Below are 20,858 nucleotides of genomic sequence, written 5' to 3'. Positions count from 1 at the left end.
AATACCTGGATTGCCAAAGATGTCTGCAACAATTCTTCAACCACTTTTACTCAGGTAATCACTATCGAAGATACTACGGCTCCGATGTGGTCAACGGCTGCAGCTTCCTTAAATGTGACTTTACAATGCAGCGACACATCTGGTTTGGCAACAGCTCAGGCAGCAGCTCCAATAGCAACTGATAATTGTGGAGGAACTGTGACTTATACCAAAACAAGCGGAAGCTTTGTAGCAGGTTCCTGTGTTAATTCCGGAACTTACACTAATACCTGGATTGCCAAAGATGTCTGCAACAATTCTTCAACCACTTTTACTCAGGTAATCACTATCGAAGATACTACTGCTCCAATGTGGACAACCACTGCAGCTTCCTTAAATGTGACTTTGCAATGTAGCGACACATCAGGTCTGGCAACAGCTCAGGCAGCAGCTCCAATAGCAACTGATAATTGTGGAGGAACTGTAACTTACACCAAAACAAGCGGAAGCTTTGTAGCAGGTTCCTGCGTTAATTCCGGAACTTACACTAATACATGGATTGCCAAAGATGTCTGCAACAATTCTTCAACCACTTTTACTCAGGTAATCACTATTGAAGATACAACGGCTCCAATGTGGACAACGGCTGCAGCTTCGTTGAATGTGACTTTACAATGTAGCGACACATCTGGTTTGGCAACAGCTCAGGCAGCAGCTCCAATAGCAACTGATAATTGTGGAGGAACTGTAACTTACACCAAAACAAGCGGAAGCTTTGTAGCAGGCTCCTGCGTTAATTCCGGAACTTATACCAATACCTGGATTGCCAAAGATGTCTGCAACAATTCTTCAACCACTTTTACTCAGGTAATCACTATCGAAGATACAACGGCTCCGATGTGGTCAACGGCTGCAGCTTCGTTGAATGTGACTTTGCAATGCAGCGACACATCTGGTTTGGCAACAGCTCAGGCAGCAGCTCCAATAGCAACTGATAATTGTGGAGGAACTGTGACTTACACCAAAACAAGCGGAAGCTTTGTAGCAGGTTCCTGCGTTAATTCCGGAACTTACACTAATACATGGATTGCCAAAGATGTCTGCAACAATTCTTCAACCACTTTTACTCAGGTAATCACTATCGAAGATACTACGGCTCCGATGTGGTCAACGGCTGCAGCTTCGTTGAATGTGACTTTACAATGCAGCGACACATCAGGTCTGGCAACAGCTCAGTCAGCAGCTCCAATAGCAACTGATAATTGTGGAGGAACTGTGACTTATACCAAAACAAGCGGAAGCTTTGTAGCAGGTTCCTGTGTTAATTCCGGAACTTATACCAATACCTGGATTGCCAAAGATGTCTGCAACAATTCTTCAACCACTTTTACTCAGGTAATCACTATCGAAGATACAACGGCTCCAATGTGGACAACGGCTGCAGCTTCGTTGAATGTGAGTTTACAATGCAGCGACACATCTGGTTTGGCAACAGCTCAGGCAGCAGCTCCAATAGCAACTGATAATTGTGGAGGAACTGTGACTTATACCAAAACAAGCGGAAGCTTTGTAGCAGGTTCCTGTGTTAATTCCGGAACTTACACTAATACCTGGATTGCCAAAGATGTCTGCAACAATTCTTCAACCACTTTTACTCAGGTAATCACTATCGAAGATACAACGGCTCCGATGTGGTCAACGGCTGCAGCTTCGTTGAATGTGACTTTGCAATGCAGCGACACATCAGGTCTGGCAACAGCTCAGGCAGCAGCTCCAATAGCAACTGATAATTGTGGAGGAACTGTGACTTACACCAAAACAAGCGGAAGCTTTGTAGCAGGTTCCTGTGTTAATTCCGGAACTTACACTAATACCTGGATTGCCAAAGATGTCTGCAACAATTCTTCAACCACTTTTACTCAGGTAATCACTATCGAAGATACAACGGCTCCAATGTGGACAACCACTGCAGCTTCCTTAAATGTGACTTTGCAATGTAGCGACACATCAGGTCTGGCAACAGCTCAGGCAGCAGCTCCAATAGCAACTGATAATTGTGGAGGAACTGTGACTTATACCAAAACAAGCGGAAGCTTTGTAGCAGGTTCCTGTGTTAATTCCGGAACTTACACTAATACCTGGATTGCCAAAGATGTCTGCAACAATTCTTCAACCACTTTTACTCAGGTAATCACTATCGAAGATACAACGGCTCCGATGTGGTCAACGGCTGCAGCTTCGTTGAATGTGACTTTGCAATGCAGCGACACATCTGGTTTGGCAACAGCTCAGGCAGCAGCTCCAATAGCAACTGATAATTGTGGAGGAACTGTGACTTACACCAAAACAAGCGGAAGCTTTGTAGCAGGTTCCTGTGTTAATTCCGGAACTTACACTAATACCTGGATTGCCAAAGATGTCTGCAACAATTCTTCAACCACTTTTACTCAGGTAATCACTATCGAAGATACTACGGCTCCGATGTGGTCAACGGCTGCAGCTTCGTTGAATGTGACTTTACAATGCAGCGACACATCTGGTTTAGCAACAGCTCAGGCAACAGCTCCAATGGCAACTGATAATTGCGGAGGAATCGTAACGTATATCAAAACAAGCGGAGAATTAGAAAAAGGGAACTGTGGAAGTACAGGAACTTATACAAATACCTGGATAGCTATAGATACTTGTCAAAACACTTCAACTGTTTTTACACAAGTAATTACCATTGAAGATAATGCAGCCCCTACATGGATTACACAGGCAGGAACTTTAAATGTTACTCTACAATGCAGCGATACAACTGGATTAACAGCTGCTCAAAATCAGGCTCCAACTGCAACTGCAAATTGTACGATAGTTACTTATATTAAAACCAGTGGTGAATTCGCAGCTTCTCAAGGTTGTGCCAATGCCGGGACTTACACTAATAGCTGGATAGCAAAAGATGATTGCGGAAATGTTACCGATACTTTTACTCAAATAATCACTATCGAAGACACCACAGCTCCTACATGGGCTACTGAAACGGCTTCTTTGAATATGACCTTACAATGCAGCGATCTTTCAGGATTAGCAAACGCTCAGGCAATGTTCCCAGTAGCTTCTGACCTTTGTGATGCCGATGTGTCCAATATTGTAAAAGTAAGCGGTCAGTTCATGGCTTCTGAAGGTTGTGGAAATTCCGGAACCTATACCAATACCTGGACTGTAAAAGACGATTGTGGAAACACTTCCGAGACTTTCACACAAATAATTACAATCGAAGACACCACAGCTCCTACATGGGCTACTGAAACGGCTTCTTTGAATGTGACTCTGCAATGCAGCGATACAGCAGGTTTGGCTTTGGCACAAGCATTATTCCCAACAGCTTCTGATCTTTGTGATGCCGATATATCCAATATCATAAAAGTAAGCGGTCAGTTTATGGCTTCTGAAGGCTGTTCCAATGCCGGAACCTATACCAACACCTGGACGGTAAAAGACGATTGTGGCAATACTTCTGAGACTTTCACGCAAATAATCACTATCGAAGATACTACTGCTCCCATGTGGACAACTGCTGCAGCTTCTTTAAATGTAACTCTGCAATGCAGCGATACAGCAGGTTTGGCTTTGGCACAAGCATTATTCCCAACAGCTTCTGATCTTTGTGATGCCGATATATCCAATATCATAAAAGTAAGCGGTCAGTTTATGGCTTCTGAAGGTTGTGGAAATTCCGGAACCTATACCAATACCTGGACTGTAAAAGACGATTGTGGAAACACTTCCGAGACTTTCACACAAATAATTACAATCGAAGATACTACTGCTCCGATGTGGGCTACTGAAATAAATGCTTTGAATATAACTCTTCAATGCAGCGATACAGCAGGATTAGCTTTGGCACAAGCATTATTCCCAACAGCTTCTGATCTTTGTGATGCCGATGTGTCCAATATCGTAAAAGTAAGCGGTCAATTCATGGCTTCTGAAGGATGCGGAAATTCCGGAACCTATACCAATACCTGGACGGTAAAAGACGATTGTGGCAATACTTCTGAGACTTTCACGCAAATAATCACTATCGAAGATACTACTGCTCCGATGTGGGCTACTGAAATAAATGCTTTGAATATAACTCTTCAATGCAGCGATACAGCAGGATTAGCTTTGGCACAAGCATTATTCCCAACAGCTTCTGATCTTTGTGATGCCGATGTGTCCAATATCGTAAAAGTAAGCGGTCAATTCATGGCTTCTGAAGGATGCGGAAATTCCGGAACCTATACCAATACCTGGACTGTAAAAGACGATTGTGGAAACACTTCTGAAACTTTCACACAAATAATCACTATCGAAGATACTACTGCTCCAACTTGGGCAACTGAAATGGCTTCTTTGAATATGACTCTGCAATGTAGCGACACTTCAGGATTAGCAAACGCTCAGGCAATGTTCCCGGTAGCTTCAGATCTTTGTGATGTCGATGTGTCCAATATCGTAAAAGTAAGCGGTCAGTTCATGGCTTCTGAAGGTTGTGGAAATTCCGGAACCTATACCAATACCTGGACGGTAAAAGACGATTGTGGCAACACTTCTGAAACTTTTACACAAGTAATCACTATCGAAGATACAACCATACCAATGTTTACAGGAAATCTTCCTTCAGATGTTACCGTTTCCTGTGATGCAGTTCCTGAACCTGCGGCATTAGAAGCTTTTGATAATTGCAATAGTAATTTGCCAGTTGTTTTTTCTGAAACAAAAAGCAACATTCAAAATGAATGTCCTACAAATTACACTCTAACACGTATATGGTCAACAAGTGACTGTAGCGGAAATACAGTTTCTCATTTTCAAATTATAACAGTAAGAGACACAACTGCACCTACAGGAACTGCACCTGCGAGTGTTGCTAATTTACAAAGTATTGCCAATATACCTGCCGGAAGCCCACAAGATATAATAGATGCAGCAGATAATTGCAGCGAGAGCGTAAACATCTCGATAACTGATTCGAACAATGGAGGAAGCGGCTGTGATGGAAATGCATATGTCTTAACCAGAACTTATACCTTAACAGATTGTGCAGGTAACAAAACTGAACTGGTACAAACCTTTACTGTTGAAAATAAAATTTCAGTAATGGGAACAGCTTCGAATGTTACCTGCTTTGAAGGCAGTAACGGCTCTATTTTAGTAACTAGCAGCCCGGGTTCTGTAGTTGTCATCAGAAATCAAAACAATGAAGTGGTTGGTAATACTAATTTACGCGCCGGAGTCTACACACTTACAGCAACATCATCGGTAAACAATAACAACCAGGTTTGTTCAGCCACAGCTACCGTGACTATCACACAACCTGAAAATGTTATTATCAACCTTAATGGCGAGGCCTGTAACGCTGATTCATCTCCTCTCAACTTATCCAGCTTATTACCGGAAAACATTTCTACAACAGGAGTCTGGACCGATACAAATGGTACAAATGCATTACAAGGAAGTATCCTGAATATTTTGGGTCTGGCATTAGGCAGTTATACTTTTGAATATAAAACAACTAATGAAGATTGTCCAAAAAGTGTTTCATTGAACTTACTTGTAAATGATGACTGCAGAGTGTTAGCCTGCGAGAATGTATTAGTACATAATGCTTTCTCTCCTAATGGTGACGGTATCAATGATTTTTTCAAAATTGACAATATTGATCTAACAACTTGTTATCCTGCAAATACTGTAGAAATCTATAACCGCTGGGGAATATTGGTATTTGAAACTACAAATTACAATAACACCACCAACGCTTTTGACGGAACTTCAAGAGGCAGAACGACTATTAAACAATCTGAAGGGCTGCCTACAGGAACCTATTTCTACATTATCACTTACAAATCTTTAGATGGTAATAACAACCTTCAGTCTAATAAAAAAGACGGTTTTCTTTATTTGTCAAAATAAACACCATTTGTAGTTCGGTGTAAACCATTTACACCGAATTACTAATAATTAAGAAAAAAATCCTTGTTTGAGTAAGTAAATAAAGGGCTTATTGTTAAGGATTTTCATTGATAAAAATCATTAGTAATAATTGCAAAAAAATAGCTACTATGAGAACAAAATTATTTTCCTTCGCCCTTATGCTTGTATCCTTGGTAAGTTTTGCACAACAAGATGCTCAATTTACGCAATACATGTACAATACCATAAACGTTAATCCTGCTTATGCAGGTTCCCGGGGAGCTTTAAGCGTTTTCGGCTTATACCGTACACAATGGGTCGGATTAGATGGTGCTCCCGAAACAGGATGCCTGTCTGTCAATACACCAATAAACAATAGTAATTTAGGTATAGGCGGCTCTTTGGTCAATGACAAAATTGGCCCTACAAATGAAACCAACTTCTCTGTTGATATTTCTTATACTGTACAGACATCGGCTGATTTTAAATTGTCTTTTGGTATTAAAGGAACAGCAAACATGTTCAATCTTGATGTTAATAAACTAAATCCGGATGTTGCAGGAGATCCACAATTTCAGGATTTTGACAATAAATTTTCTCCTAATGTCGGCGCAGGAGTTTACTGGCATTCTGATAAAGCCTATATAGGTTTATCCGTACCGAATTTTATTGAAACCAATCGTTATAACGACAATGATATTGCTATTTATAAAGATAAAATCAATTATTATTTCATTGCCGGTTATGTTTTTGATCTGGACAAGTACCAGTATATAAGATTCAAACCAGCTTTATTAACTAAAATGGTAGAAGGGGCCCCACTACAAGTAGATGTATCATCCAATTTTATGTTTATCGACAAACTTGTAGTGGGTGTTGCTTACAGATGGAGTGCTTCATTAAGCGCTATGATTGGATTTCAGATTACTGACGGTCTTTATCTCGGATATGGCTATGATCGTGAAACCACCAACTTAAACAACTATAATTCAGGATCCCATGAAATATTCCTGCGTTATGAATTCTTTACTAAAAATGGTAAAATAACAACTCCTCGTTTCTTCTAAAATTGTTATTATGAAAAAGTTTATACTCCTTTGCTTCACAATGATAAGTGTTTTTTCATTCAAATGTTATGCCCAACAATCGAAAGTGAACGCTGCTGATAAAAAATACGATGGCTATGCTTATATTGATGCTATAAAAACTTATGAAAGAGTAGCCAGGAAAGGATACAAGTCTGAAGATATGTTTAAAAAACTGGGAAATGCCTATTATTTTAATTCCGATTTTGAAGGGGCTGCAAAATGGTACGGAGCGTTATTTGCCATGAATAAAAATCCTGAACCTGAGTTTTATTACAGATATGCCCAGTCCCTAAAATCAACAGGACAAACGGATCAGGCTAATAAAATCCTTAACGAATTTAACTCTCAATATCCGAATGACAACCGTGGTAACCTTTATAAAGAAAATATAAATTACCTTGATAAGATTAAAGCCAATTCAGGTCGTTATAACATTGAAGATGCCGGAATCAACTCCCAATATTCTGACTATAGCACTTTTGTGTCCAATAATAAAATCTATTTTGCATCGGCCAGGGATACCGGTAATTTTTCACAGCGCAAACACAAATGGACAGGCGAATATTTTACCAATTTATATGTTACAGATGTTGATTCTGCCAGAGTAAAAAAATTTAGAACCGCATTGAATACTAAATTCCATGAATCTTCTCCAGTGCTTACAAAAGACGGAAAAACAATTTATTTCACACGTAATAATTATTTAGATGGAAAAAAAGGAAAAAATGAAGACAAAATTACTTTTATCAAAATATACAAAGCAACTCTTGAAAATGGCAAATGGGCTAATATTAGAGAACTTCCCTTCAGCAGCAACAATTACAGTACTGCTCATCCTGCACTTAGTCCTGATGAAAAAACTTTATATTTTGCTTCTGATATGCCCGGAAGTATTGGCCAGTCTGATATATTTAAAGTTAGCATCAATGAAAATGGTGACTATAGTAAACCACAGAACTTAGGCAAATCAATCAATACCGAAGGCAAAGAAACATTTCCGTATGTCGGTAATGAAAACGAAATTTACTTTGCCTCAGACGGCCATCCCGGACTTGGAGGACTGGATGTTTTTGTCGGCCAGATTGATCCTGACGGAAGCATTAGCGATATCGAGAATCTGGGTGCCGACATCAATTCTCCTAAAGATGATTTTGCTTATACAATTGATACAGCAACAAGAGAAGGTTATTTTAGCTCCAACAAAGATGGCGGTCGTGGTTCTGATGATATCTATAAATTTTTAGAAACCAGAAGACTAAAATGTACTCAGGAATTATACGGTCTTATTACAGATGAAGCTACCGGAATGATTTTGCCTGGAGCAAAAGTTAGTTTATATGACCGGGAATTAAATCTGAAAAGCACCATCTATGCTGATGACACAGGAAATTATAATTTTAAAGTCGAATGTAAAGAAACGTATTATGTAAGGGCAGAAAAACCGGAATATAATACCAAAGAAGTAAGCATTGAAATTCCTGATAAAACTGGCAAAACAAATCTTCCGATAGCTTTAGAAAGTGCTAAATGCAAAGTCACCATCGGGGATGATTTAGGAAAATGCTTCGGTATAAAAATGATTTATTTTGACCTTGACAAATCTAACATCAGAGAAGAAGCTGCTTTGGATTTAGAAAAAATATTAGACGTACTAAATCAAAATCCTAAAATGAAACTTGATATCCGTTCTCATACAGACAGCCGGGCAAGTCATAAATATAATGAATCTTTGTCAGACAGAAGAGCAAAATCAACCATCGAATGGCTAATTACAAATGGTGTAGCAAAAAATCGCTTGACCGGCAGAGGCTACGGCGAAACACAACTTGTAAACGAATGTTCTGATAATGTAAAATGTAGCGAAGAAAAACATCAGGAAAACAGACGCAGCGAATTTATTATTACGGCTTTATAAAATTAAAACACCAAAAACCAATTCACCTCAGCTACCTTTCGGGGTAGCTTTTTTTTTAAAAAAATAAGTCGTTGTAAATATTATGAACTTTACAACGACTTAATAACTAAACCTGAATACTAACTCTCTTTTCAAATTTTTGCAAAAATATTGGTATAATATTTTTTACCGGTTTCTGCATCAATTTTAACAGCAATACCAAAATGAGTATAATCTCCTTCGATATTTTGTTTATGGGTTGGGCTATCTAACCATGCTTTTAAAACACCTTCAGCGGTTTGATAGTTATATGCAACATTTTCTCCTACTTTTTTAGCACCCAGAACAGCAATAATGTTCTCTGAACGGGCTACAAAATTATTATGATTTACAACTTTATTTGTAATCATATAATTATCGTGTTCCTCTGATTTAAAAGAGATGTGATTGACTGTTACTAAACTATTCAATCCTATACTCACACGATATTCGTTTATTAACTGCAACACTTCTATTTCAGAAACATTGTAATTATACTCTGTCACAAGTTCAGATTTAGAAACATTACTGCTTTCAACTGAATCTGATGAACAAGAACCAAAAATATAGACAACAGCCAAAAGCAACATTGTCTGAAGCAATTTCTTCATAAAATAATTAGGTTAAATACAAGCAGAATTTGGGACAAATCCGTTTAATATTTTGGAACGTTATTAATTTACACTTCAAAAAAACAAAATTATCGTTTAAATGACAAATTTAATCGATGAAATGCACTTTTATTTTTTATTTATAATACAAAACTTACAATTAAGGCGATAATCGGTGAATGCTCCAACTAAAATCTGGCTGACTTTTATAAGATATCCGGTCATGTAGTCTATTAGCTCTTCCCTGCCAAAATTCTACTTCTAACGGAGTGACTAAATATCCACCCCAATGTTCCGGTCTTGCAATCGATTTGCCTTCATAAGCATTTTCCAGCTTTTTTAAATTTTCTTCTAAAAAAGATCTTGATGGAATCACCTCACTCTGATTCGAAACTACCGCTCCCAATTTACTTCCGTCAGGACGTGAGTCGAAATAATTGTCTGATATGATTTCAGAAGTTTTCTGGGCAATACCTTTTATAATGACCTGGCGTTCCATTTCCTGCCAGAAAAAAGACAAGCATACATGCGGATTTGCTGCTATTGCTTTTCCTTTTTCCGAATTATAATTGGTATAAAAAATAAATCCTTCTTCAGAGAATTTCTTTAATAAAACCACTCTTGATTTTGGGAAACCATCTAATCCAATAGTAGAAACAGTCATTGCATTGACTTCACCGCTTCCGCCAAAATCTTCTACTTCATGAAACCATCGGTTAAAAAGATTAATTGGATCTTCGGGAATAGAAGTTTCCAATAATTCACTTTTTTCGTAAGACCTTCTATAATTACTTAAATCATTCATTTTTGTTTTTTGTTACAAGTTAATTGTAAGATGTGAAATGTAAAATACGTACAACCGAAACACATATTACATTTTACTTTTCACTTTTTACACAGCTAAAATTCAAAAGAAACCCCATCGTCTCCCAAAAGTACATTTGGAAAAACGGTTTCAGCTTCTTCTTTAAACGGATCAATCCCTTCGTATCTTGTTGAATAATGCCCTAATACCAATTGCTTTGCATTTGCTTTTAAAGCTATTGTTGCGGCTTCTTTCGCTGTTGAATGCAATGTTTTTTCAGCCAAAATCGCTTCGGATTCTAAAAAAGTAGATTCGTGATACAAAACATCAACATTTTCAATAATCGGAATAATGTTTTCATTGTAAACAGTATCCGAACAAAAAGCATAACTTTTTGGCGGAATTGGATCAAAAGTCAGTTTTTCGTTTTCGATTACAGTTCCGTCATCAAGCGTAATATCTCCACCATTTTTTATTTTCTGATAATAAGCAACATGAATATTATGACGCTCAACCGCTTCAACATTTAATTTTCTTTCGTCGGGTTTTTCCGTAAAGAGATAACCATTGGTATAAACACGATGTTTTAACGGAATCGTCTTCACTACAACTTTCTTATCTTCAAAAATAATTTCACTTTCTTTTGATTCTAATTCATGAAAAAACAAACTATAAGTTGTCCACGATTCAGTCAGTTTCAATTGAAGAAGAATGAGTTCTTTAATTCCCTTTGGCCCATAAATATGCAAATCGGTAGTTCTTCCCAAAAGGGAAAAAGTCGAAACAGTTCCAATTAATCCGTAAAGATGGTCTCCGTGAAGATGCGAAATAAAAATGTGATTAATTTTTGAAAATTTAATCTTATTTTTCCGAAGCTGAACCTGGGTTCCTTCGCCACAGTCAATCAAAAACAGTCTGTTCTTAATCTCTAAAACCTGCGAAGTAGGGTTTGTAATTGTTCTGGGAGTCGCCGCATAGCAGCCAAGTATGGTTAACTTCAATTTTATATCTATTCGTTTATTGGGTAAATCGTTTAATCGCCAAGGGCTAAAAGTAGATAAAAAATCGATTAAACAAATAAACGAATAAATAAAAAAACAATTTTAGAAGCCTAAATCTCTTTCGATTTCTTCCATTTCGATAATATCATGCGCTTCCAAAAGAGAAGGTACAACGGTCAGTTTATCAGAAATAGCATTGAAATCAAGTTCTTGGGCTACAATTACAAATGATTTTTTTGCTTTTTTCTGCTGTTTGGAAAGCGGTAAAAAAAGCTTCAAATCATTTTCAGATAAATTGGAATCCGAAGTTAAATCGATAATGATATTTTGTTTTTCAAAGGTTTTAAACTGCTGCGTCACTTTCTCAAGGAAAGATTTAAAATCTCCCTGAGTATCTTTAATCGTAACGGTATGTCCTTTTTGATCTACTTTCATTTTATAATTTGTGGGGCTTATATAAAAATTGATATTTCTGAAGGCAAAGGTACAAAGTTTTTCTTTGTTGTTTCAAGTTTCAGGTTTCAAGTTTAAACGTTCGCTGAGAAACTTGAAACATTAAACTTGAAACAAAATTTTATTGAATCTTAGAAGCCAAAAGATAAATAACCGCCATTCTTATCGCTACACCATTCTCCACTTGATTCAAAATCACAGAATGATTGGAATCCGCCACTTCAGAAGTGATTTCGACTCCTCTGTTGATTGGTCCCGGGTGCATGATTACGATTTCTTTCCCTAGCGAATCCAAAAGCGGTTTATCGACTCCATATTGCTGTGCGTATTCACGCGTTGAAGGGAAGAAATTCACATCCATACGTTCGTTTTGCACACGAAGCATGTTGGCAACATCACACCATTCTAAAGCCTTACGCAAATTCGGTTCAACCGTAACTCCTAAAGATTCAATATATCTTGGAATCAGTGTTTTTGGTCCGCAGACTTTTACCTCAGCTCCCTGCATCTGCAAAGCATAAATATTAGACAATGCTACTCTCGAATGCAGAATATCTCCAACAATTACCACTTTTTTTCCGGCTACATCGCCCAGTTTTTCTCTGATTGAATAACTGTCGAGTAACGCCTGAGTTGGGTGTTCGTGCGCACCATCGCCTGCGTTTACGATACTGGCTTTAACATTTTTGGATAAAAAATAAGCCGCTCCGGGATTGGAGTGGCGCATGACAACCATATCCACTTTCATCGAAAGGATATTATTTACAGTATCAATAAGCGTTTCTCCTTTTTTAACCGATGACTGTGCTGCAGAAAAACTAATCACATCAGCAGATAAACGTTTCTGTGCTAATTCGAAAGAGAGCTTGGTTCTGGTACTGTTTTCGAAGAAAATATTAGCAATGGTAATATCTCGTAATGAAGGAACTTTTTTAATTGGCCTGTTAATGACTTCTTTAAAATGATCTGCCGTTTCAAAAATCAGGTTAATATCATTTTCGTTGATATATTTTATTCCTAATAAATGATTTACGCTTAATTCTTTCATTGTGTTTGTTTATATGTTTATTTGTTGAATTGTTTAATCGTTTCGTTTGCGATTAAACAATTAAACGATTTTATAATTCAACTAATTTGTCACTAAGTAAACCACATCTTCACCGTCATTTTCTTTCCAGCTTACCTTAACTTTTTCTCCATTGATAGCATCTACCTGACGACCTCGATAATCGGGCTGAATTGGCAAATTACGACTAAAACGTCTGTCGATTAACACCAGTAATTCAATTTCTGAAGGTCTCCCGAAAGACTGAATCGCTGTTAAAGCTGAACGAATACTTCTTCCCGTAAACAACACATCATCGATAAAAATGACTTTTTTGTTTTCGACTATAAAATTAATCTGAGTTTTATTGGCTTCCAAAGGTTTATCGGTTCTGCGGAAATCGTCTCTAAAGAAAGTAATATCCAGATAACCCAAAGAAATCTCCGGTGTTTTGTATTCGCTTTCTAAAATTTGCTTTAAACGTTCTGCCAAAAAAACACCTCTTGGCTGAATTCCGATTAAAATAGTATCGGAGAAATCAAGATGTTTTTCGATTAACTGACAAGCCAAACGATGGAGTATGATAGTAACTTCTTTTGCATTAAGTAATACTTTTTGGCTCATAATTAAGTGTAATGTTTGGTTGCGCAAATATACGGAATTGGAATTTATTTGTTGGGGTGTTGGGTTGGGAAATATTTTTTTTGAATTTGTAGGAAATGTTTGAATTTGAGATTCAAATTTTATGACTCTCATTGCTATGTTATTTTAAAAATAAATTCTTACTTTTTATAGGTCTATTTGGTATAAAAATATATTTTAGCATTGAAATTAATTACTTATTTTAAGTGTAATTTTTTTTAAAATTAACTAATAATTCAAATTATGAATATATACGATAAAGATTTCGACTCCGTAATCGACGGGGTAGTTGCGAACGGATCAATAACATATAAAGATGCTCTTGAAAAACTTGTACCCCTTATTAGCAAAACTGAATTTCAAAGGAAGTTACAGGATAAAAAGTTTTACGAAAAATTAGAAAGAGATATTGAAAACGGATGCATTATGCCTCCAATAACGATAGCATATGTTAATAATGAAATAACTCGAAAATCTAATACAACTGACGTTATTAGTTTTTTTAATAAAAACTATAGCACTTCATTTGTTCTTGACGGAATACAAAGATTAAACACTTTAAACAGAGTTGCAGATTCTAAAAAAATCGATTTAACAAAAAAGCTTTATTTAAACATTATATTCTGCGATAATATTGATAAATTATTATACCGCATGATTACTTTAAATAATGGGCAAAAACCAATGACACCAAGACATCAGGTTGAAGTAATGATGGCAAATGTTTTTAACTTTGATAAATTAGGTATTGAAGTCCAAACAGAAAAAGAAAGAGGTGATAAAATTAAAATGAATTCGTTTAATAAATCTGATTTAGTTCAAGCTTATCTAGCATATATGGCAAACAGCCCAATGGTTGACAATCAAAAAATAATACAGGATAAAATGGATGAATTGATTGTTAGCAAAATAATCTCAACTGAACCTGTTGACAGTGATACAACTTTTGAAAATGTAATAAATGCCTTAGCCAAATTCCAGAAAAGTGCAACTTCATTAAAATGGCTGAAACAAGCAAACAATTTAGTAGGATTTGCTGTTGGAATGAAGTATTCATCAAAAGCGATATTAGCACTAACTATTGAAGAATTTGAGGAAGCCATAAAATTGTTTGACCAAGCCTTTACTGATTTTAATCCGTCCAAAATAAAAATGGGGAAATTACGTCGAGAACTTTCATTTGACTATTTTAAAAATTACTCAAAGCTTAGTAACTTCGGGCGTCTTGAATTATTGGAATATTTTAGCGATTTAACAAATGATTAGTCGTTATAAATATCATGATATTATTTTTAGAGAAAATAGTTTAAGTCAAAATTTAAGAATTGAAAATGGAAATTCTATTTTGAGAATTTTTAGACTAATTTCAGGAACGATAAATTGTGAGGATGAATATAAAAATATAATTTATAAATTCAGAAATAACTTTACCACATTTCCTTTTGAAGAAAACAATAAATTGAGTAGTAAAACTATATTAAACAATTTTCCAGAGGAAATAAAAATTAAAGATTTAGATAAATATTTTAAAACAGCAAGAAATAATAAAAAATTCTATGATTCTATTGAAGTTGAACTATTAAAATGTTTAATTGCCGCTCACGATAACCGATATTTGGAATCTTTTTTTTACTTATATCGAATAATAGAAGGCATTAGCTACTCCATTCCTTTAATGTATGTTTCCAAAAATAAGGATTACAATAAAACCTACAGTGAACTGCAAGCATTTTTTGGTAAAGATAAAGATGGAGAACTAGCTTTCTTTAAACGATTTGTTTCTGAAACTTTCCATGAAGAAGACTTCTACAAATCAAACTTATTGATTAACCTACACTTGATTGATATTGAAGAAATTCGCCCATTATATTATAAAATCTACCTTGATAAATTAAAAAATAAAATTGTTGGACAACCTATAGAAAACGAAAGCATCGAAGTAAAATTCATTGTATTTTATGATTTTATGATCGAAATTAGAAATAGATTTTTTCACAATGCTAAAGGTTCATGGCAATCAAATTTAGAATCAACTAATTTGTTGTTTCCTGATTTGTTTTTTAAACCATTAATCAATCACGGTATTAACTGGATATCAATTATTTTATTTGAAATAATAAAAAATGATTTCGATAAAACCAAATAACTAAGAAGTACAATATTTAATAATTTCGAAAAGATAAAACTACAACCACCAATCCTGATCTCTCAGATATACATAACGATAGCTAGTAAATTCTTTCCATGCCAGTAAAGCATATATCACTCCTTATACAAAATAATTTTCTTCAGTTTTTCCTTATATTTGAGTAAAACAAAAAACATCAAACATCATGAGAAAAATAATCGTCCTATCCATGATTACAATCGATGGCGTCATGCAGGCACCGGGTGGTCCAGAAGAAGATACATCAGGCGGTTTTGAATATGGAGGCTGGGTAGCGCCTTTTGGAGATGAAGAATACGGCAAAGTTATGCAAAAACAAATGGAACCTGCAGATATTTTGTTGGGCAGAAAAACATTTGATATTTTTGAAGACTATTGGCCTAAACATGCAGATGGCTGGCCGGGAATTAATGAAGTTTCGAAATATGTTTTATCGACAACGAGAAAAAACTCTGATTGGGAGAACACAGAATTCCTTTCCACAATAGAAGACATCCAAAAACTCAAAAATTCAGAAGGCGGCGATATAAAAGTCTGGGGAAGCGCTACACTTGTTCAGCTTTTGCTTCAGCATGATTTGGTTGATGAACTTGGACTTTTAATTTATCCTATACTTTTGGGTAAAGGGAAAAAATTGTTTGATGATGGTGCAATTCCTTCAGCATTTACGTTAATTGAAAGTACCGTTACACCAAGCGGTGTAATTGCTGTTAGTTACAAACGATCTGGAGAAGTGAAGACTGGAATTATTCACGATTAAAAGTATTCACCAAAACTAGTTTATATCATCAAAAAAACTGTATGAAAGAAAGTATCCAACGGTTCATAACAAAACCTAAAAACATCTTTCTGTTAGATTGTTTTGGTGCTTTACTTACTACTTTATTGATTTTTTTCGTTCTTCGTACTTTTAATGACTTCTTTGGTTTATCAAAAAACACTTTGGAATTTCTTGCTGCTTTAGCTCTGGTATTTTCAATCTATTCTGTTTCCTGCTATTTCTTAGTAAACAGCCATTGGAAATCCTTTTTAAAAATTATCTGCACTGCCAATATCCTTTATTGTATTTTGACAATCGGGATTATGTTTTACAATTGCAAAAGCATAACTATATTTGGTGTAGCTTACTTTTTAGGAGAAATAATAGTAATAGCTGGAATTGTTTTTATCGAAATAAAAATGATAAGAGAAAAATAGAAACTTTTCAGAGGTTAAAATTCAATCTAAAACAATTATGGATAAATACAAAGAAACTTTTGAAACCTGAAACAAAATTGCAAATCTCTACGAGGACAAATTCATGAATCTAAGTATCTATGATGAAACTTATGATTTTTTTTGCAGCCTTTTAAAAGATCATCAGAAAGTATTTGAAATTGGATGTGGGCCTGGAAATATTACCAAATATTTGTTATCTAAAAGACCTGACTTAAAAATCACAGGTATTGACATTGCACCAAAAATGATTGAATTAGCTCAGAAAAACAATCCTACCGCTGATTTTAAAATAATGGACACCCGAAAACTGAATGAGTTAAATGTAAAGTTTGATTCCATTATGTGCGGGTTTTGTTTACCCTATTTATCCGAATCAGATTGTTCGAAACTAATTCGTGATGCTGCACAAATTCTTACTCAAAATGGAATTTTGTACTTAAGTTTTGTAGAAGGCGAATCTTCTAAATCAGGCTTTATTTCCGGAAGCTCAGGAGACCGTACTTACTTTTATTATCATACTTTAGAAAATTTAAAAACTACTCTTATTCAAAATAATTTTAAAATTATAAAATTGTTCGAAGTTAATTATCCTAAATGTGAAGATGCAGAAATCCATACTATATTAATTGCAAAGAATGGAATTCTCTAAAACAATCCAAATCATAAAACATTTCACAAAAATTATATAAAAGATTTCTCCGTTTCTTAAGTAATTTTATTAAAGCAATTTAAAACATAAAATCATGCAAAATAAAATTACAAGATTGTTAATGGTATTGTTTATACTATTTTCATTTACAAGCTGCGAATTAGTTGGAGATATTTTTAAAGCCGGAATGGGTGTCGGAATCTTTATTGTGGTTTTTATAATCGTGATCATTATCTGGATCTTTGCCAAGGTCTTCAAAAGGTAAAACATAAAAAATGCCCGCTATTCTCATAACGGGCATTTTGTTTTTTATTAAAGATTGTACATCTTCTTTCTTTGCTCCTGAATCTTTTCATCATCAAGATATTCGTCAAATGTCATGTAACGGTCGATTACTCCGTTTGGTGTCAATTCTACAATTCTGTTACCAACAGTCTGTGCAAACTCGTGGTCATGTGTGGTAAAGATTACAGAACCTTTAAAGTTTTTCAATGAGTTGTTGAAAGCTGTAATCGACTCAAGATCTAAATGGTTTGTTGGCTCGTCTAGCATCAAAATATTAGCGCGCTCCATCATCATTCTGGATAACATACAACGTACTTTTTCTCCTCCTGATAAAACTCTTGAAGTTTTTAAAGCTTCTTCTCCGGAGAAAATCATTTTCCCTAAGAAACCTCTAATAAACACCTCATCACGCTCTTCTTCTGTTTTTGCGTATTGACGTAACCAATCCACTAAAGTCAAATCGTTTTCGAAGTATTTATGATTTTCAGCCGGTAAATAGGCCTGGTTAGTTGTAATTCCCCAATCAAAAGATCCTGAGTCTGCTTTTTGTTCTCCGTTTAAGATTTCGTAGAAAGCTGTTGTAGCACGTGAATCTTTAGAGAACAACACGATTTTATCGCCTTTTGCCATATTCAAATCTACATCTTTGAATAAAACTTCTCCATCTACAGAAGCAGATAAGTTTTGTACATTCAAAATCTGATCTCCGGCTTCACGATCCTGATCGAAGATAATCGCAGGGTAACGACGGCTGGATGGTTTGATTTCGGCAATATTTAATTTAGAAATCATTTTTTTACGGGAAGTAGCTTGCTTAGATTTCGCCACGTTCGCACTAAAACGACGAATAAATTCTTCAAGCTCCTGTTTCTTTTCTTCTGCTTTTTTGTTTTGCTGTGCACGTTGTTTCGCCGCTAATTGGCTCGACTCGTACCAAAACGTATAGTTTCCTGAATAGTGATTGATTTTTCCGAAATCAATATCCGAAATATGAGTACAAACCGCATCTAAAAAGTGACGGTCGTGAGATACTACAATTACAGTATTTTCGTAGTTTGCCAAGAAGTTTTCTAACCAGGCGATAGTCTCGAAATCCAAATCGTTGGTAGGCTCATCCATAATCAATACATCAGGATTTCCGAAAAGTGCCTGCGCCAAAAGCACACGAACTTTCATTTTTCCTTCCATATCAGCCATTAAAGTATAATGATCTGCTTCTGTGATTCCTAAGTTAGACAACATCGCTGCAGCATCAGAATCGGCATTCCAGCCGTTCATTTCTTCAAACTGAACCTGAAGCTCCCCTATTCTGTCTGCATTTTTATCATTGTAGTCTAAATAAAGCTCATCCATTTCTTTTTTAACAGCGTACAACACTTTATTTCCCATCAAAACGGTTTCCAAAACAGTATGCTCATCAAACATGTTGTGGTTCTGGTTCAAAACCGACATACGTTTTCCCGGTTCTAAATGTATATGACCGGAAGTTGGGTCCATATCGCCCGAAATGATTTTAAGGAAAGTTGATTTTCCAGCACCATTTGCTCCAATAACGCCGTAAATATTTCCGTGTGTGAATGTAGTATTTACTTCGTCAAACAAAACTCGTTTGCCAAATTGTACTGATAAATTATTGACTGTTAACATGAATGTCTTTTTATTTAATTTGGTGCAAAAGTAAGGAAAAAGGTTCAGAGTTGCAAAGATGCTTTTTGAATTGTAAGATGTGAAATGTTAATGGTGAAATGTGACCTGTAAAAGGCAAAATGTTATTTAATTTAAAATAAAAAAATATCTAAATTTTCACATCTAACATCTATCATCTAACCTTTTACAACTTACTTTCTTTGTCTAAAGCGACTTCGAGGCTTTCGAAATTGGAAACTACTTTTTTAATCACACCTTCTTTATTGAGAATAAAATGTGTTGGGAACGCGTTCAACTGCAGCGTTTCATTCATGTATTCTTTCATGTTTGGAATCACTGAATACGACAATGGTTTTCTTGCTAAAAATGTTTTTAATTGCTCAGGCGTATCTTCGGCAAGGCTTATAAAAACAATGTCTTTTCTGTCTTTGTATTTTGAAACTAATGCGTTGACCTGGGGAAATTCTTTGATACAGGCTGCACAGTGAATATACCAGCATTTGATTACGATGATTTTTCCTTTCATGGATTCATTTGAAACTACATTTCCGTCTAAATCTTTGAATGAAAATTTAGGAAAAGGAGTTCCTTCCATTTTAAAATTGTGCAATGCATCAAAAGCCTGCTGATTGATTGTGGCTTTTATACTGGTATCTGATTTTGGAAGAATTTTGAATAATTTATAATTGTAAACTGAATCAGCTGATTTTAATCGGATTGGGATTAGATTTCCGTTTACTAGCTGATTTAAGAAAGCTTCTTTTGAGATTTCTTTTGAAAGAAGATCAAAGGCAGTGAAATCTCTGGAAAGCATGAGTTTTTTATTTTGATAGGCTGACCATTCGCTGAAATTCTTTTGAATTTGGATTGGATCAACCTCGGGATTGCCGAATTTATTTTGGGCTGAACAAAAAGTAAAAATTAGAAGTGTGATTATAAGTGTAATTGATTTTTGCATGAAATTTTAATCGATAATTTTAGGCTCAAAAGTACGCAAAATTAATGTTTCCCGCAGATTCTGCAGATTTAGCAAATTATTGATTCTGCAACTGAGATTGCCTCGTTCCTCGCAATTTCTCCGGTATTCTTATGAAAGCTAAAGCCCTAGCCCTGATAGAAGTGAAAATCCTTTTGTGGCGCTTCTTTAGCGACACAAAAGATTGTAACGGATAGCAGGAATCAGCTCCCAAAACTTAAAAACAAAAAAACCTGACAATTGCTTGCCAGGTTTAGAATGCTCTCCTCTAAGCAAAAACCAAATAACAAATTACCTAAAATCGATACATTTTGGAAATGCAAATTAGATTAAAAAATAAATAACCAAACTCAATTTTAACCTTCCCAATTTTTATTTCCTTACTTTTAAAACATTCAACTTATTAACTGGTTAAA

The 20,858-nt window shown here is 35.5% G+C and carries 17 protein-coding genes; 9 read left to right on the top strand and 8 right to left on the bottom strand.

From position 1 onward, the window contains the following. The 3 genes from GXM16_RS21905 to GXM16_RS21895 form a co-directional block, all read left to right on the top strand. Positions 1-5,922, top strand: a 5,922-nt coding sequence (locus tag GXM16_RS21905) for a T9SS type B sorting domain-containing protein (protein ID WP_163396630.1), incomplete at its 5' end; no start/stop codon positions are given. Between the two features lie 149 nt (positions 5,923-6,071). Then, complete coding sequence (locus tag GXM16_RS21900) at positions 6,072-6,989, top strand: PorP/SprF family type IX secretion system membrane protein (protein ID WP_163396629.1); 918 nt, start codon at positions 6,072-6,074, stop codon at positions 6,987-6,989. A 10-nt stretch (positions 6,990-6,999) separates the two neighbouring features. After that, complete coding sequence (locus GXM16_RS21895) at positions 7,000-8,925, top strand: OmpA family protein (protein ID WP_163396628.1); 1,926 nt, start codon at positions 7,000-7,002, stop codon at positions 8,923-8,925. 131 nt (positions 8,926-9,056) lie between these two features. Here GXM16_RS21895 and GXM16_RS21890 read toward each other — a convergent pair whose 3' ends face one another. From GXM16_RS21890 to pyrR, 6 genes are all read right to left on the bottom strand, one after another. Next, the gene (locus tag GXM16_RS21890) at positions 9,057-9,554 is read right to left on the bottom strand and encodes a CAP domain-containing protein (protein WP_163396627.1); all 498 of its coding nucleotides are present in this window, start codon (positions 9,552-9,554) and stop codon (positions 9,057-9,059) included. A 160-nt stretch (positions 9,555-9,714) separates the two neighbouring features. Continuing rightward, complete coding sequence (gene pdxH, locus GXM16_RS21885; protein ID WP_163396626.1) at positions 9,715-10,359, bottom strand: pyridoxamine 5'-phosphate oxidase; 645 nt, start codon at positions 10,357-10,359, stop codon at positions 9,715-9,717. A gap of 95 nt (positions 10,360-10,454) precedes the next feature. Continuing rightward, the gene (locus GXM16_RS21880) at positions 10,455-11,360 is read right to left on the bottom strand and encodes a ribonuclease Z (protein WP_163396625.1); all 906 of its coding nucleotides are present in this window, start codon (positions 11,358-11,360) and stop codon (positions 10,455-10,457) included. 102 nt (positions 11,361-11,462) lie between these two features. Continuing rightward, positions 11,463-11,795: a ribonuclease Z gene (locus tag GXM16_RS21875; RefSeq protein ID WP_163396624.1), complete on the bottom strand. Its 333-nt coding sequence runs from the start codon at positions 11,793-11,795 to the stop codon at positions 11,463-11,465. A 139-nt stretch (positions 11,796-11,934) separates the two neighbouring features. Beyond that, positions 11,935-12,861: an aspartate carbamoyltransferase catalytic subunit gene (locus GXM16_RS21870; protein ID WP_160373111.1), complete on the bottom strand. Its 927-nt coding sequence runs from the start codon at positions 12,859-12,861 to the stop codon at positions 11,935-11,937. 81 nt (positions 12,862-12,942) lie between these two features. Beyond that, on the bottom strand, positions 12,943-13,482 hold the full coding sequence (gene pyrR, locus GXM16_RS21865) for a bifunctional pyr operon transcriptional regulator/uracil phosphoribosyltransferase PyrR (RefSeq protein WP_163396623.1): 540 nt from the start codon (positions 13,480-13,482) through the stop codon (positions 12,943-12,945). 261 nt (positions 13,483-13,743) lie between these two features. Between pyrR and GXM16_RS21860 the strand changes: the two genes are divergently transcribed. From GXM16_RS21860 to GXM16_RS22710, 6 genes are all read left to right on the top strand, one after another. Further along, entirely contained in the window at positions 13,744-14,766 is a 1,023-nt protein-coding gene (locus tag GXM16_RS21860) for a hypothetical protein (RefSeq protein ID WP_163396622.1), read from the top strand. Next, positions 14,759-15,646 (top strand): hypothetical protein, encoded by an 888-nt coding sequence (locus GXM16_RS21855; RefSeq protein WP_163396621.1) that lies wholly within the window; start codon positions 14,759-14,761, stop codon positions 15,644-15,646. The genes GXM16_RS21860 and GXM16_RS21855 overlap by 8 nt, the downstream gene beginning before the upstream one ends. Positions 15,647-15,833: 187 nt before the next feature. Continuing rightward, entirely contained in the window at positions 15,834-16,427 is a 594-nt protein-coding gene (locus tag GXM16_RS21850) for a dihydrofolate reductase family protein (RefSeq protein WP_163396620.1), read from the top strand. A 41-nt stretch (positions 16,428-16,468) separates the two neighbouring features. Further along, the gene (locus GXM16_RS21845) at positions 16,469-16,864 is read left to right on the top strand and encodes a hypothetical protein (protein WP_163396619.1); all 396 of its coding nucleotides are present in this window, start codon (positions 16,469-16,471) and stop codon (positions 16,862-16,864) included. Between the two features lie 103 nt (positions 16,865-16,967). Further along, a complete protein-coding gene (locus GXM16_RS21840; protein ID WP_229684204.1) occupies positions 16,968-17,534 on the top strand; it encodes a class I SAM-dependent methyltransferase in 567 nt (188 codons plus the stop codon). A 94-nt stretch (positions 17,535-17,628) separates the two neighbouring features. Continuing rightward, positions 17,629-17,799: a hypothetical protein gene (locus GXM16_RS22710; protein ID WP_167519884.1), complete on the top strand. Its 171-nt coding sequence runs from the start codon at positions 17,629-17,631 to the stop codon at positions 17,797-17,799. A gap of 47 nt (positions 17,800-17,846) precedes the next feature. On the opposite strand, the gene GXM16_RS21835 is transcribed toward GXM16_RS22710, so the two are convergent. Together GXM16_RS21835 and GXM16_RS21830 are read right to left on the bottom strand one after the other, a co-directional pair. Then, on the bottom strand, positions 17,847-19,466 hold the full coding sequence (locus tag GXM16_RS21835) for an ABC-F family ATP-binding cassette domain-containing protein (protein ID WP_163396618.1): 1,620 nt from the start codon (positions 19,464-19,466) through the stop codon (positions 17,847-17,849). Between the two features lie 184 nt (positions 19,467-19,650). Further along, a complete protein-coding gene (locus tag GXM16_RS21830) occupies positions 19,651-20,424 on the bottom strand; it encodes a TlpA family protein disulfide reductase (RefSeq protein ID WP_163396617.1) in 774 nt (257 codons plus the stop codon). Between the last annotated feature and the right edge of the window lie 434 nt (positions 20,425-20,858).

It is taken from the genome of Flavobacterium limi (assembly GCF_010645075.1).
Lineage (GTDB): Bacteria > Bacteroidota > Bacteroidia > Flavobacteriales > Flavobacteriaceae > Flavobacterium > Flavobacterium limi.
This window is presented reverse-complemented; position numbering and strand designations above follow the sequence as displayed.

Coding starts and splice junctions, on each gene's coding strand:
- GXM16_RS21890 (WP_163396627.1), bottom strand. CDS start 9,554: ATGAAGAAATTGCTTCAGACAATGTTGCTTTTGGCTGTTGTCTATATT.
- pdxH (WP_163396626.1), bottom strand. CDS start 10,359: ATGAATGATTTAAGTAATTATAGAAGGTCTTACGAAAAAAGTGAATTA.
- GXM16_RS21840 (WP_229684204.1), top strand. CDS start 16,968: ATGAATCTAAGTATCTATGATGAAACTTATGATTTTTTTTGCAGCCTT.
- GXM16_RS21835 (WP_163396618.1), bottom strand. CDS start 19,466: ATGTTAACAGTCAATAATTTATCAGTACAATTTGGCAAACGAGTTTTG.
- pyrR (WP_163396623.1), bottom strand. CDS start 13,482: ATGAGCCAAAAAGTATTACTTAATGCAAAAGAAGTTACTATCATACTC.
- GXM16_RS21855 (WP_163396621.1), top strand. CDS start 14,759: ATGATTAGTCGTTATAAATATCATGATATTATTTTTAGAGAAAATAGT.
- GXM16_RS21895 (WP_163396628.1), top strand. CDS start 7,000: ATGAAAAAGTTTATACTCCTTTGCTTCACAATGATAAGTGTTTTTTCA.
- GXM16_RS21845 (WP_163396619.1), top strand. CDS start 16,469: ATGAAAGAAAGTATCCAACGGTTCATAACAAAACCTAAAAACATCTTT.
- GXM16_RS21830 (WP_163396617.1), bottom strand. CDS start 20,424: ATGCAAAAATCAATTACACTTATAATCACACTTCTAATTTTTACTTTT.
- GXM16_RS21870 (WP_160373111.1), bottom strand. CDS start 12,861: ATGAAAGAATTAAGCGTAAATCATTTATTAGGAATAAAATATATCAAC.
- GXM16_RS21860 (WP_163396622.1), top strand. CDS start 13,744: ATGAATATATACGATAAAGATTTCGACTCCGTAATCGACGGGGTAGTT.
- GXM16_RS21875 (WP_163396624.1), bottom strand. CDS start 11,795: ATGAAAGTAGATCAAAAAGGACATACCGTTACGATTAAAGATACTCAG.
- GXM16_RS21850 (WP_163396620.1), top strand. CDS start 15,834: ATGAGAAAAATAATCGTCCTATCCATGATTACAATCGATGGCGTCATG.
- GXM16_RS22710 (WP_167519884.1), top strand. CDS start 17,629: ATGCAAAATAAAATTACAAGATTGTTAATGGTATTGTTTATACTATTT.
- GXM16_RS21900 (WP_163396629.1), top strand. CDS start 6,072: ATGAGAACAAAATTATTTTCCTTCGCCCTTATGCTTGTATCCTTGGTA.